The sequence below is a fragment of the Nonomuraea sp. NPDC050328 genome (assembly GCF_044459405.1).
In the GTDB taxonomy this organism is placed as follows: Bacteria; Actinomycetota; Actinomycetes; order Streptosporangiales; family Streptosporangiaceae; genus Nonomuraea.
On the sequence record NZ_JBITIW010000013.1, the window covers coordinates 65,303 to 77,875 of the forward strand.

Annotated in this window: 9 protein-coding genes; 4 read left to right on the top strand and 5 right to left on the bottom strand. The window is 71.9% G+C overall.

Annotation, left to right across the window (positions count from 1 at the left end; genetic code table 11):
* Positions 1–156: 156 nt before the first annotated feature.
* Entirely contained in the window at positions 157–1,293 is a 1,137-nt protein-coding gene (locus ACIBG7_RS36885; RefSeq protein WP_397339253.1) for a site-2 protease family protein, read from the bottom strand.
* 637 nt (positions 1,294–1,930) lie between these two features.
* Here ACIBG7_RS36885 and ACIBG7_RS36890 point away from each other — a divergent pair.
* From ACIBG7_RS36890 to ACIBG7_RS36905, 4 genes are all read left to right on the top strand, one after another.
* Positions 1,931–2,806, top strand: a complete 876-nt coding sequence (locus ACIBG7_RS36890) for a RecB family exonuclease (RefSeq protein WP_397339254.1) — start codon at positions 1,931–1,933, stop codon at positions 2,804–2,806.
* 741 nt (positions 2,807–3,547) lie between these two features.
* Positions 3,548–4,780, top strand: a complete 1,233-nt coding sequence (locus ACIBG7_RS36895; protein WP_397339255.1) for a sensor histidine kinase — start codon at positions 3,548–3,550, stop codon at positions 4,778–4,780.
* Positions 4,777–5,460, top strand: coding sequence for a response regulator transcription factor (locus ACIBG7_RS36900; protein WP_357931700.1), 684 nt, complete (start codon positions 4,777–4,779; stop codon positions 5,458–5,460). The genes ACIBG7_RS36895 and ACIBG7_RS36900 overlap by 4 nt, the downstream gene beginning before the upstream one ends.
* A 79-nt stretch (positions 5,461–5,539) precedes the next feature.
* The gene (locus ACIBG7_RS36905; RefSeq protein WP_397339256.1) at positions 5,540–7,633 is read left to right on the top strand and encodes a M48 family metalloprotease; all 2,094 of its coding nucleotides are present in this window, start codon (positions 5,540–5,542) and stop codon (positions 7,631–7,633) included.
* Between the two features lie 4 nt (positions 7,634–7,637).
* Here ACIBG7_RS36905 and ACIBG7_RS36910 read toward each other — a convergent pair whose 3' ends face one another.
* From ACIBG7_RS36910 to ACIBG7_RS36925, 4 genes are all read right to left on the bottom strand, one after another.
* Positions 7,638–8,636, bottom strand: coding sequence for a dipeptide ABC transporter ATP-binding protein (locus tag ACIBG7_RS36910; RefSeq protein ID WP_357931694.1), 999 nt, complete (start codon positions 8,634–8,636; stop codon positions 7,638–7,640).
* Entirely contained in the window at positions 8,633–9,703 is a 1,071-nt protein-coding gene (locus tag ACIBG7_RS36915) for an ABC transporter ATP-binding protein (RefSeq protein WP_397339257.1), read from the bottom strand. Before ACIBG7_RS36915 ends, ACIBG7_RS36910 begins: the two co-directional genes overlap by 4 nt.
* Positions 9,700–10,713 (bottom strand): ABC transporter permease, encoded by a 1,014-nt coding sequence (locus ACIBG7_RS36920; protein WP_357931688.1) that lies wholly within the window; start codon positions 10,711–10,713, stop codon positions 9,700–9,702. The genes ACIBG7_RS36915 and ACIBG7_RS36920 overlap by 4 nt, the downstream gene beginning before the upstream one ends.
* A 72-nt stretch (positions 10,714–10,785) precedes the next feature.
* Positions 10,786–12,558 carry an ABC transporter substrate-binding protein gene (locus ACIBG7_RS36925; RefSeq protein ID WP_357931685.1) on the bottom strand — a complete coding sequence of 591 codons (1,773 nt, stop codon included), beginning with the start codon at positions 12,556–12,558 and terminating at the stop codon, positions 10,786–10,788.
* Positions 12,559–12,573 lie beyond the last annotated feature (15 nt).

The window sequence follows — 12,573 nt, forward strand, 5'->3', positions numbered from 1 at the left end:
TCCCCGGAACAGCAACTGCCGCCCGCGAACTCATAGCCTTACGCATACCCAGCCCATGCCTGGCGCTCGCGCGATCGCGGTCTCGATTCGGTGAATCCGCTGGACCGCGACAACCCTATCCGCAAGGGTCAACGACCCGGAAGTGGGCTGATCACTTCAGACCCCGCTGAACACCCGGTTCACGTCGGCCGTGGCCAGCACGCCGAAGATCTCCCCGCCGCGCTCGACGAGGAGGTACTCGGCCGAGGGCGCCTGACGCATCGCCTCGATCAGCTCCTCGCCGGTCAGGTCCGCGGCCAGCACCATGGCCGGCTCCAGCGTGCGCGACAGCGACGCGGCGGTCAGCCAGGGCCGGCGCTGCTCGGGAGTGGCCTGGACGGCGGCCTCGTTGAGGATCGCGGTGGGCCGGCCGTCGTAGTCGGTGACCACGACCGCGCCGGCCTGGCTCTCCGCCGCCTTGCGCAGCGCCTCCGACAGCGGCACGTCCGGGGTGACCGGTACGGCACGGCGGGCCAGCTCGCGGGCGTTGATCCGCGGGATGCGCGCCCGCACCTTGGCGAAGCGCAGCGACTGGCCGGCGCCCATCCAGATGAACGAGCCGAGCAGCAGGGACCACACCACCTGCCACTGGTCGAGCGGCTGGCCGCTCATCATCGACAGCAGGAACGGCGACAGGATCAGCAGGACCGCCAGGACGCGCCCCACCCACGCGGCGACGATGGTGCCGGTGCCCATGTCGCCGCTCAGCTTCCAGACGCCCGCCCTCAGCATCCGGCCGCCGTCCAGCGGCAGGCCGGGCAGCAGGTTGAACACGCCGACGATGAGGTTGGCGAACCACAGTTGCAGGACCAGCACCTGCGCGACGCCCGGCCCCTCGATCAGCAGCAGGTCCGCCGCCAGCCCCAGCCCGGCCAGGCCCAGCGACAGCACCGGGCCCGCGGCGGCGATCAGGAACTCCCTGCCGGGCCGCTTCGGCTCCGTCTCGATCTCGGACACGCCGCCGAGCAGGTACAGCACGATCCGCCGCACCCGCAGCCCGTACATCTTGGCCACCACGCTGTGCGCCAGCTCGTGCAGCAGCACCGACAGGTACAGCAGCACGGCGAACGCGAACGCCACCGCGTAGGAGGCCGCCGGGGCGAACCCGGGCAGGTGCTCGCGGAACACCGGGGCGAACATCCACGTGATCACCGCCGCGACGATGAACCAGGTCCAGGAGACGTACACGGGGATGCCGAACGGCCTGCCCATGGGGATGCCGGAGTTCTCCTGGCGTGGCTCCTGCTCGCTCACCGGTTGTCACCAACTCCTCGACGCATCTCGTGTCCCGCTGCCCCGATGCTACGCGCCCCAACCCTCCCCCAGCCCCCCACCCAGCCAGGAGACGGCAATCCCGGCAGCGGGGACGGGGAAGAACACCGGTCCGGTGCCCCGGCGCCCCGGGGACTGGGGCCGGGGATCCGGGGACCGGGGCCGGGAGACCCGGGCTGAGGACGGAAACCGCGAACCGGGGCTGGGGACGGAGACTTGGGGCTGGGGGCCGGGGGGAACTGAGGCCCCGGGACTGGAGGCTGGAGACTCGTGGAGCGGGACTCGCGGGCTCAGGAGGCGGAGGCTCGGGGGGCGGGGGCCTCGGGGAGCGGGGGCCTCGGGGAGCGGGGGTTCGGACGGCGGGGTTCGGACGGCGGGGCTCGGACGGCGGGGCTCGGACGGCGGGGCTCGGACGGCGGGGCTCGGACGGCGGGGCTCAGGGAGCGGATGCTCGGAGGTCGGAGACGAGGACGGGGCCGGTCCATCACCCACCCCCTTCCACCAATGCGGCGAGAACCCGTACGCCGGGTGATGATCCTGTCCGACCCCCACCCCGGTACGGCGACCAAACCCAAGCACCCGAGCCAGGTTGTCACCCCCATCACCTACAGTGCGGTGCATGACGTTGACATCGCCCGCCGAGCCAGGGCCCGTGATCACCGGAGCCCTCTCCCCGTCGCGAGCGGGCGACTTCATGACCTGCCCCCTGCTGTACCGCTTCCGCGTCATCGACCAGCTCCCCGAGAAACCCTCCCAGGCAGCGGTCCGAGGCACCCTGGTCCACGCGGTCCTGGAGCGCCTGTACGACCTCCCGGCCCCCTCCCGCTCGGTCACCGCAGCTCTGGAGCTGCTGGAGCCCCAATGGGCCCGCCTGCTCGGCGAGGACCCGGCCTTCGCCGCGATGTTCGCCGGCCCCGAGGAGGAGGCGGCCTGGCTGGCCCAGGCGCGCGAGATGCTGCAGCGGTACTTCACCCTGGAGGACCCCACCCGCCTGGAGCCCGCCGAACGCGAGCTCTACGTGGAGGCCGTGCTCGACAGCGGCCTCATGTTGCGCGGGTACGTCGACCGGCTCGACGTCGCGCCCACCGGCGAGGTGCGGGTGGTCGACTACAAGACCGGCAGCGCACCGGGGCCCGACTTCGAGGCCAAGGCGCTGTTCCAGATGAAGTTCTACGCCCTGGTGCTGTGGCGACTGCACGGGACGGTGCCCCGGCTGCTCCAGCTCGTCTACCTCGGCGGACGGGGCGAGGTGTTGCGGTACGCCCCGGACGAGGCCGACCTGCGCGCCACCGAGCGCAAGGTCCAGGCGTTGTGGACCGCCATCGAGCGGGCGCTGGAGTCGGGCGAGTGGCGGGCGCGGCCGTCCCGGTTGTGCGACTGGTGTGACCATCAGGCGCTTTGCCCGGAGTTCGGGGGGACGCCGCCGCCCGTCCCGGACCGCCAGCCTGGCGACCGCATCCGCAGCCACCGCCGCTCCGCCACCGACGAACTCTGACCTACCCAGCCACCCGGCCAACCCGTTCTTGGCCACCGCACAGGAGCATCACCCGCCGCCGGGCTACAGACCGCATTGGTTGGGTGGGCTGCGGAGGTGGGGCCGCCCGCGTGCGGCTCCCCGCCTGAGCTGCCCGAAGGGCTCCCGCTCCATCTGTTGCTGTCCCCTGCCTTGCCCCCTTGTTCCGCCCGGCTCTGTCCCCCTGTCTGTGCGCCGTCCTCCGTCTCTGCGCTGGCCCCTCGTGGCCCCGCCCCGTCCCGGCCGCCTAGCTCGCCCCCGGCCATCCCGGGCGGGGACACCTGGCCGCCGCACAGGAGCATCACCCGCCGTCGGGCTACAGACCGCATTGGTTGGGTGGGCTGCGGGGGTGGGGCCGCCTGTCCCGGTCCTTTTCCCCCGGCCCCCCTTCCCCCGGCCCCCTTCCCCCGGTCCCCCTCCCCGGATCCGGCCGCTCCCCGGACCCGTTCCCCTGGTCCCCGCTCCCCGCTCCTCCCGGCCCTCGGTCCCGCTCCCGGTCCCCGCTCCTCCCGGTCGCTGGTCCCCAAAACCCCGCTCCCCCGGGCTCCGTCCCCTGTCTCCGGGCCCCCGTCTTCCTGGGTCACCTTCCCGAAGGCCCCCGCCGCCCCCTCTTTGGGTCGCCCTCCCCCGTACATGTGGGGAGATGGGGTGGTCTGGAGGGGGATGGGGGGTTCCTCCCTTGGGAGGAGGAAGGGGTCGTTCACCTGCGGTTACAGTAAGCCCGTGCACAACCGCCGAGCCCTGCTCATCGACTCGGCCCTGGCGATCGGCCTGGCCGTGGTTTCCGTCTCGCTGTTCGTCCTCGTGGACTCGGGCGAGCTGGCGGGCTCGGCCGCCGGTGACCTGCTACGGCCGGTGCGGGAGCCGGACGGCGGGGCGGCGGTGCTGGTGGGGCTGGCGTGCCTGCCGGTGGCGGTACGGCGGCGCTGGCCGCTGGCGGCGTTGTGCGCGAGCCTGCTCCCCGACGTGGTGCTGGTGATCACCGGTTACGGGTTCTCCAGCGTCGCCCACCTGGTCCTGCTGTACTCGGTGGCCGCCTACCGGGGGCTGGCGGTGGCACTGGGCGGGTTGCTGGTGTCGCTGCTGGCGTACGCGCTGGCGGTGGTGTCGGCCGAGGAGCTGCCCGTGACGGTGGCGGTGCACGTGCTGCAGGTGGCGATCCTGGCCGGGGTGTGGGGCATGGGCCGCGGATTGCGGCTGCGCCGGGCCTACCTGGAGGAGCTGAAGGACCGCGCAAGCCGTCTGGAGCGCGCCAGGGAGGCCGACGCCCGGGCGGCCAAGGCCGAGGAGCGTTCGCGGATCGCCCGGGAGCTGCACGACGTGGTGGCCCATCACGTGAGCGTGATGACGGTCCAGGCGGCGGCGGCCCGGCGGGTGCTGACGGAGGATCCGGAGCAGGCCCGCGAGGCGCTGTCGGCGATCGAGAGCACGGGCCGGGTGGCGATGCGCGAGATGCGGGACCTGGTCGGGGTGCTGCGCAGCCCGGCCGAGCGGGGGCCGCAGCCGGGGATGGAGTCGCTGCCGATGCTGGTCGAGCAGATGCGGGAGGCGGGGCTGGCCACCGATCTGGTGGTCGAGGGCGAGGCCGCCCCGTTGCCCGCGGGGGTGGATCTGGCCGCCTACCGGCTGATCCAGGAGGGGCTGACCAACAGCCTGCGGCACGCGGGGACGGCGGCCAGGGCGGTGGTGACCGTACGGCACCGGCCGGGTGAGCTGGACGTCGAGGTCCTGGACGACGGCCAGGGCGCGGCGACGGCGGGATCGCCGGAGCGCGGCGGCCCGGGCGACCGGAGCACCGGTGAACGGGGCCCCGGTGAGGCGGGCAGGGGCGAGCGCGGGCGGGGCCACGGCTTGGTCGGCATTCGCGAGCGGGTGGCCATCTATGGTGGAATCCTGAAGGTCGGGCCGCGACCGGGCGGTGGTTTCGAGATCCAGGCGAGGTTCCCGCTGTCATGACGATCAGAGTGCTGCTGGTGGACGACCAGCCGCTGCTGCGCACCGGGTTCCGGCTGATCCTGGAGGCCGAGACGGACATCACCGTGGTCGGTCAGGCGGGCGACGGCAAGTCGGCCATGGAGCAGACGCGGGCCCTGCTGCCGGACGTGGTGCTGATGGACATCCGGATGCCCGGCATCGACGGCATCGAGGCCACCCGGCGGATCGTGCGCGACGGCGCGGCCGGGGCGCACGTGCCCAAGGTGCTCGTGCTGACCACCTTCGACCTCGACGAGTACATCGTGGAGGCGCTCCGCGCGGGCGCCTCGGGCTTCCTGCTGAAGGACGTCCCGCCGGACGAGCTGGTGCAGGCGATCCGGGTGGTGGCCGACGGGGACGCGATCGTGGCGCCGAGCGTGACGCGGCGGCTGCTCGACCGGTTCGCGGCCAAGCTGCCGCCGGCGTCCGAGCAGTCGACCCCGGCCCGGCTCGACCGGCTGACCGAGCGGGAGCTGGAGGTGCTGCGGCTGATCGCGCGGGGCATGTCCAACGCGGAGATCGCGGCCAAGCTGGTGGTCAGCGAGACGACGGTCAAGACGCACGTGGGCAACGTGCTGACCAAGCTGGGGCTGCGTGACCGGGTGCAGGCCGTGGTGCTGGCCTACGAGACCGGGCTGATCACTCCCGGGGCGCTCTCCTAGCCCGTCAGGGGGCGTAACGGGCGCGGGGGCGCGCGCGGAGAGGTGAGTGTCCCGGCGCCGCCGTCCTGGGAGTGCCCCTGTGAACTCTGTAGCCGTGTGGGCGCCCCGCCTGGCCGAGCGCCTGGCTCCCGGCGAGGTGGCGCTGGCCGCCCAGGTCGGCCTGGCCTACGTGCGGGGCGGTCCGGAACGTGAGGCGCTGTTCAGCGCGGAGGGCGGCGAGCCGGGCGGGTTCGGCCAGGGCCTGTCGCCCGCGGAGCTGCCGGTGCTGCTGGACGGCCTGCGCGCCGCGGCGGAGCTCCTGCACGACCTGCTGTCGGACGGGCTGATCGGCAACACCCTGGCCGTGTACTCGCTGATCGACTCGCGCCGCCGGGATCGCCGGGCGGCGGCCGCCGGCCAGAGCGGCCGGCCGGACTTCGTGGCGCCGGGCGGCGGCGAGGGCGAGCTGCTGCAGGACGCGATCGACGTGATGACCGCCCGCTTCCGCGTCCACGGCTGGTCGCCCGAGCAGGCGAGCGAGAAGGCGTACGCCCAGGTCGGCCTGCTGCTGGACGCCGAGCTGGCGGAGGCTCGCCGGCTGGTGGCGGACCTGGCCGCCAGCGAACCGGCCGGCTCCTCCCCGGCCCGCCGCCGGCCGGGCTGGATGTCGCCTCCGTGGTTGTGGCTGTACCTGGCGGGCTATCTGGTGGTCGGGCTGCCGGAGATGGTGGCCGAGTGGGTGCGGCGCTTCGGCGAGTACGCCGCGCTGGCCCAGCCGGCGTCGGCGTTGCTGCTGCTGGGCAGCGTCAGCGCGCTGCTGCCGGCGCTGTTCCTGCTGGCGGGGGTGGTGAGCCTGCTGTTTCCGGCGGCTCGCGGACGCTACGCCGAGCGCGGCCGGCGTGGCCGGGGCGGGCTCGTCGTCTCCGACGACCCGGTGGTGCGCGAGGTCGAGGCGTACGTGGCCGAGCTGGCGCCGGGGGTGGGCGTGCGGGTGGGAATCCGCAACGACCGGCTCGCGCGGATCTACCCGACCGGCTGGCGCTCGGCACGCGTGGCGGTCTTCCCGCCGCTGCTGCGGATGTGGCAGGAGGATCGCGAGGCGGCCTGCGCGGTGCTGCTGCACGAGGTCGCGCACGTCCGCCAGCGCGACCACCTGATCGTCGGGCTGGCCAGCCCGTTCACCCGGATGGTCGGGGTGGCCGGGCCGGTGCTGGCGGTGGCGGTGCTGTTGCCGCTGGCGGTCTACGTGGCCACCGGGAGCGCCGTCTTCGGCGCCGAGCTGGGCGCCGAAGTGCTGCTGCAGGTGTCGAACGTGGTGCGGGTGCTGGTGCTGCCGGTGGCGGCGTTGTGGCTGGCGGAGCTGTCGGCCGACCGGCTGGCGGTGCGCGAGCTCGGGCCGGAACCGCTGCTGCGCGCGCTGGCCTCGCCGCAGCGCAGGTCCTGGCTGACCCATCCGCCCGCGTCGCTCAGGCGCGCGGTCGTGCGGCGCCGCCGTACCGGAAACGTGCTGGTGTTGCTCGCCTTCCCGCTGGCGTGGGCGCTGCGGCTGGCGCTGGCGGCGCTGGTCGCGCTGCCCGCCTACCTGCTGATCGGCGAGGAGCCGTGGGGCAGCGTCGCGGCGCGGGTGCGCGAGGCGCTGGTGGACGGCCGGGTGCAGCTCGCCGCCATGATCGTGCTGCTGCTGGCCTGGCCGTTCGTGACCGGGCTGCGCGGGCGCCGGGCGCCGCTGACCGCCTACTTCGCCGCCGCCCTGCTGCCGGCGCTGCTGTACGGCATGGCGCTCGGTTCCGACGTGCGCTGGCACGGCCGGAGCCTGCCGGTGAGCGCCCGGACCGTCGAGGTGAGCTCGGTCCAGGTCATGGAGGGCAGGCCCGAGTGGGCCGCCGCGGCGAGGCAGCGGCTCGGCACGGCCCGCTGGCGGTTCGAGCGCGACGGCGGCTTCACCTTCGCCCCCGCGCTGACCAGGACCGACCTCTATCCGCTGCGCGGCACCTGGACGCGCCGGGGCGACCTGGTCCAGTTGTCGGCGAGCGCCGAGACCGGCCAGGACGCCACGAAGGCGTCGGCCGGCCTGCTCGGCGCGCTCGACCTCACCAAGTCGCCCCCGGTGCTGTCGCTGGTGTGGAGCTCCGCCAGCGGCATCACGCCGGGCTCGGCCTACCGGGCCTGGCTGGTGATCCGCTTCGGGCCCTGAGCCGTCAGCCGCCCGTGGGCGCGTTCTCCGGGAAGTGGCAGGCGACCTGCTGGCCCCCCGCGTGCGTGACCAGGGCGGGCTCCTCGGTCTTGCAGATCTCCTGGGCCTTCCAGCAGCGGGTGTGGAAGCGGCAGGCGGGCGGCGGGTTGAGCGGGGAGGGCACGTCGCCGGTGAGGCGGATGCGCTCGCGCTCGGTGCGGGCCTTGGGGTCGGGGATGGGCACCGCCGACAACAGGGCGTTGGTGTAGGGGTGCATCGGGGTGCTGTAGAGCGTCTTGCGGTCGGCCAGCTCGACGATCTTCCCGAGGTACATGACCGCGACCCGGTCGCTGATGTGCCGCACGACCGACAGGTCGTGCGCGATGACGACGTAGGTCAGGTCGAGCTCGCCCTGCAGGTCCTCCAGCAGGTTGACGACCTGGGCCTGGATGGAGACGTCGAGGGCGGAGACCGGTTCGTCGGCGATGATCAGCTTGGGCCGCAGGGCCAGCGTGCGGGCGATGCCGATGCGCTGGCGCTGGCCGCCGGAGAACTCGTGCGGGTAGCGGTTGTAGTGCTCGGGGTTGAGCCCGACCAGTTCGAGCAGGTCCTGGACGGCCTTCTTGACGCCGTTCTCGGTCTTGACGCCCTGGATGCGGTAGGGGGCGCCGACGATGGTGCCGACCGTGTGCCGGGGGTTGAGCGAGGAGTACGGGTCCTGGAAGATCATCTGCATGTCGCGGCGGAGCGGCCGCATGCGGCCCTGCGACAGGTGCGTGATGTCGACGCCCTCGAAGGTGATCGTGCCGCCGGTGGGTTCGAGCAGCCGGGTGAGCAGCCGCCCGGTGGTGGACTTGCCGCAGCCGGACTCGCCCACCAGGCCGAGCGTCTCGCCCTTGAAGACCTCGAAGCTGACCCCGTCGACCGCCTTCACGGCGCCGACCTGCCGCTGGAACAGGCCCTTGGTCACCGGGAAGTGCTTTTGCAGGTCGCGTGCCGCCAGCAGCGGTTCACGTGCGGTCACTGTGTCTCCAGGAAGGGCTTGATCTCGGTCTCCCACAGGGCGCGCCGCTCGTCCCGGGGCAGGTGGCACCGGACGAGGTGGCCGGGCTCGGCCTGGTTCAGCTCGGGCACCTCGGCGGCGGCCCGGCCGTCGGTGCGGTCGGCGTAGGGGCAGCGCGGGTGGAAGGAGCAGCCGCTCGGCACGTTGATCAGCGAGGGCGGGGAGCCCTTGATCGGCAGGAGCCGTTCGGTGGGCTCCCGGTCCAGGCGGGGCATGGAGCCGAGCAGGCCCCAGGTGTAGGGGTGCTCGGGGCGGTAGAAGACGTCTTCGGCGGAGCCGTACTCGATGCACTTGCCGCCGTACATCACCAGGATGTCGTCGGAGAGCTCGGCGACCACGCCCAGGTCGTGGGTGATGACGATGAGCGCGGAGTTGAACTCGCGCTGCAGGTCGCGCATCAGGTCGAGGATCTGGGCCTGGACGGTGACGTCGAGCGCCGTGGTGGGCTCGTCGGCGATGAGCAGCTCGGGGTCGCACGACAGCGCCATGGCGATCATGGCGCGCTGGCGCATGCCGCCGGAGAACTCGTGCGGGTAGCTGTCGACGCGGCTGGCGGGTTCGGGGATGCCGACCCGGCCGAGCAGGTCGATGGCGTGCTTGCGGGCCACCTTCTTGCTGACCGGGTTGTGGATCCGGTACGCCTCGATGATCTGGTTGCCGACGGTGTAGTACGGGTGCATCGACGACAGCGGATCCTGGAAGATCATCGCCATCTTCTTGCCGCGCAGCCGCCGCACGTGCTCGGGGGTGGCCGAGACGAGTTCCTCGCCGTCGAGCCAGATCTCGCCGGAGATCTTGGCCCGGCCGCCCTTGTGCAGGCCGAGGATGCCCAGGCTGGTCACGCTCTTGCCGGAGCCGGACTCGCCGACGATGCCGAGGGTCCGGCCGCGCTCCAGCCGGAAGGACAGGCCGTCGACCGACTTGACCAGGCCGTCGTCGGTCGGGAAGTGGATCTTCAGGTCGCGCAGTTCCAGGAAGGCGCGCGGGCCTTCCGCGAGGTCCACCAGGACCTGCTCAGGGGCGGTCATCCCAGCCTCACCCTCGGGTCGACGAGTCCGTAGATCAGGTCCACGACCAGGTTGGCGAAGACGATGAAGGAGGCGGCGACCATCGTCACGCCCATGATCCGCGGCAGGTCGTTGGTCTGGATGGATTCGATGGCGAACTGGCCGATGCCCTTGAGCGAGAAGGTCGACTCGGTGAGCACGGCGCCGCCGAGCAGCAGGCCGAGGTCGAGACCGAAGATCGTGACGATCGGGGTCAGCGCGGCGCGCAGGCCGTGCTTGGCGATGACCTTCGACTCGCGCAGGCCCTTGGCGCGGGCGGTGCGGATGTAGTCCTCGCTCATCGTCTCGAGCATGCCGGCCCGGGTGAGCCGGGCGTAGGCGGCCGCGGTGAGGAAGGCCAGCGTGATCCAGGGCAGGATCAGGTTGTAGGCCCACATCAGCGGATCTTGGGTGATCGGGGTGTAACTGCCGCCCGGGGCGGTGAGCTTCCAGGCGTAGCTGAAGACGACCAGCGACATCATGCCGGTGAAGAAGACCGGCAGCGAGACGCCGGCCAGCGCGACGGTCATCGCCGCGCGGTCGAAGATGGTGCCCTTCTTCAGGGCCGACAGCACGCCGATGGCCACGCCGACGACCAGCCAGATGATGCCGGCGCCGATGGCCAGCGACAGGGTGACCGGCAACCGGCTGAGGATGTCGTCCCAGACGGGCGAGTTCTTCAGGAAGGAGTAGCCGAAACACGGCGCCGGGCAGGTTTCGATCGAGGTGCCGGTGTCGAAGGTGTCCCCGACGAAGACGGCCTTGATCCAGCGCCAGTACTGCAGCGGGATCGGGTCGTAGAAGCCGAGCTTCTGGGCCAGTGCCACCATCATCTCCTGATTGGCGGACTTGCCGAGATAGCGGCTGGCGAAGTCCGTGGGCGTCGCGCCTGCGGCGCGCGGCACCAGGAAGAAGATCGAGAAGGTGACCATGCTCACCACGATGAGCATGAGCAGGGCGCCGAACAGGCGCCGGATGAGGTAGGTGACCACTGCTCCCCCGGTTCCGGTGGCCGGGCCCCGCGGGGCCCGGCCACCATCACCTCGGTCGTGCCGGATGGACGGTTACTGCTGCACACCCATGTTCAGGTAGTCGTACATGTCCCAGGCGCCGCTCACGAAGACGTTCGTGACGCCCTTGCCGCGCATCGGCAGGCCCTTGGAGTAGACGCCCGGAAGGACGTAGGCCCGCTCCATGACGATCTGGTCGATCTTCGCCCAGTACTCGGCGACCTTGTTGGCGTCGGTCTCACCGAGCGACTGGTCGATGAGGCCGTCGATCTCCTTGTCCTTGATGGACAGGTTGTAGTTGCCGCCCGACTCGCGGATGGTGCGGCTGTCCACGATCTGCGACATGAAGCCGAAGCCGGTGTTCCAGTCGGCGCCCCAGCCGTTGACGGCCAGGCCGATGCCGTTCTTCTTCACGAAGTCGGGCTTGCCGGCGTAGAGGCGGAAGTAGTCGCCGGTCGGGTAACCCTTCGGGTTGACCTTGATGCCGACCTTGGCCAGCGCCTGCTGGATGGCCTCGGCGGTGGCCTTCTCCTTCGGCCGGTCGGCGCGGTAGGAGATGTTGGTCTCGAAGCCCTCGGGCTTGCCGCAGGCGGCCAGGGCGGCCTTGGCCTTCTCGACGTCGCCGCTGCCGCTGGTCGGGTAGAGCTCGATCTTCTTCCAGCCGGCCAGGCCCGGAGGCATGAGGCTGGTCGCGATCTCGCCGCCGATGGCGCCGCCGTAGGCGTTCTGCAGGGCGTCGCGGTCGGCCGCGAAGAGCACGGCCTTGCGGCACTCGACGTTGTCGAACGGCGGGACGTCGGGGATGATCGAGGTGTACCAGGTCCGGGTGGCCGTCGGGTTGTCGGTCCGGGCCTTGAGCGCCTCGTCGCCGGCCACGCGGCCGAGCGCGGCGGGCTGCAGGCCGGTGCCGGCCACGTCCACGTGCAGGTCGCCCGAGATCAGGCGGTTGTCGAGGTCGTCGGCGTTGACGCCGAGCGAGATCTCGTACCGGTCCGGGAGGGCCTTGCGGATCGGGTCGGTGGCCTGGTCCCAGTTCGGGTTGCGGACCAGCACGTACTGCTTGCCGGCCTCGACGGTCTCGAACATGTAGGGGCCGGACGCGATCGGGTGCTCGCGGTACTTGGCGCCGGTGTCCTTGGCCTGCGGGACCGGGGCGGTCGCGGGCAGGGCCGCGAAGTAGTCGAAGCCGCCGAACGCCTTCTTCAGGTGGAAGATGATCGTCTGGTCGTCGGGGGTCTCGATCGCCTGGTCGGTCTTCACGTCCGGCGTCTTGTAGACGCTCTTGAAGTCCTTCGGCAGGTCGAGGAAGTCGTTGAAGTAGGTCGGGCCGTTCACCAGGACGGTCTTGTCCAGGGAGCGGAGCACCGCGTACTTGACGTCCTTCGACGTGATCGGCGTGCCGTCCTCGAACTTCAGGCCGGCGCGCAGCTTGTAGGTCCAGGTCTTGGCGTCGTCCGACGGGACGCCTAATGCCTCGGCGAGGTCGGGCACGAGCTCCTGGCCCTGCTTGCCGGGGGCCGGCTTGTAGGTGACCAGCGGCCGCGCGTAGATGCGGCTGAGGTTCCAGGACATGCCGTAGTAGGTGTCTCCGGGGTCGATGGAGTCCCAGTCCTCGGAGACGGCCATCTTCAGCGTCCCGCCCTTGGCGTCGGACGGGTTGAAGACGTTGTCGATGCCGGCGTTGAACTTGTCCTCCGCCGCCGCCGCGGGCTGCGAGGCCCCGCCGGGGCTGCCGGTGGCGCCGGGCGAGCTCTCCGTGCCGGTCGAGCCGCCGCCGCAGGCGGCCAGGGCGAGCGCGAGCGTGGTGCCCGCGGCCGCCAGTGCCACTTGTGATCTTCTCAT